The sequence below is a fragment of the Halomonas sp. ND22Bw genome (assembly GCF_003011945.1).
Classification (GTDB): Bacteria; Pseudomonadota; Gammaproteobacteria; order Pseudomonadales; family Halomonadaceae; genus Halomonas; species Halomonas halophila.
Window position 1 is genome coordinate 1 of record NZ_PXWD01001602.1, and the last position, 242, is coordinate 242.

At 74.0% G+C, this 242-nt stretch carries 1 protein-coding gene; it reads left to right on the forward strand.

Going from position 1 to position 242, the window contains the following annotated elements; all coding sequences use genetic code 11:
• Positions 1–220, forward strand: a 220-nt coding sequence (locus CVH10_RS23660; protein ID WP_146143365.1) for a divergent polysaccharide deacetylase family protein, incomplete at its 5' end; no start/stop codon positions are given.
• Positions 221–242 lie beyond the last annotated feature (22 nt).

Genomic DNA, 242 nt, shown 5'->3' on the forward strand with positions numbered 1-242 from the left:
CAGCGCCGACCGCATCATCGACCGCACCCAGTCCCCGGCCGCCATCATCGCCGCCCTGAACGGGCGGGAGGCCCAGGCCAAGCTGCGCGGCTCGGCGCTTGGAACCGGCTTCAGCTATCCGGTGACGGTCGAGGCCGCCGCCCGCTGGACGGCCGGCCTGGAGCAGCGCGGCCTGCAACTGGCCCCCGCCTCGGCCATGTCGATGCGGCCGGGCCGGTAGTGACCGATCTCTCCGCCTATCG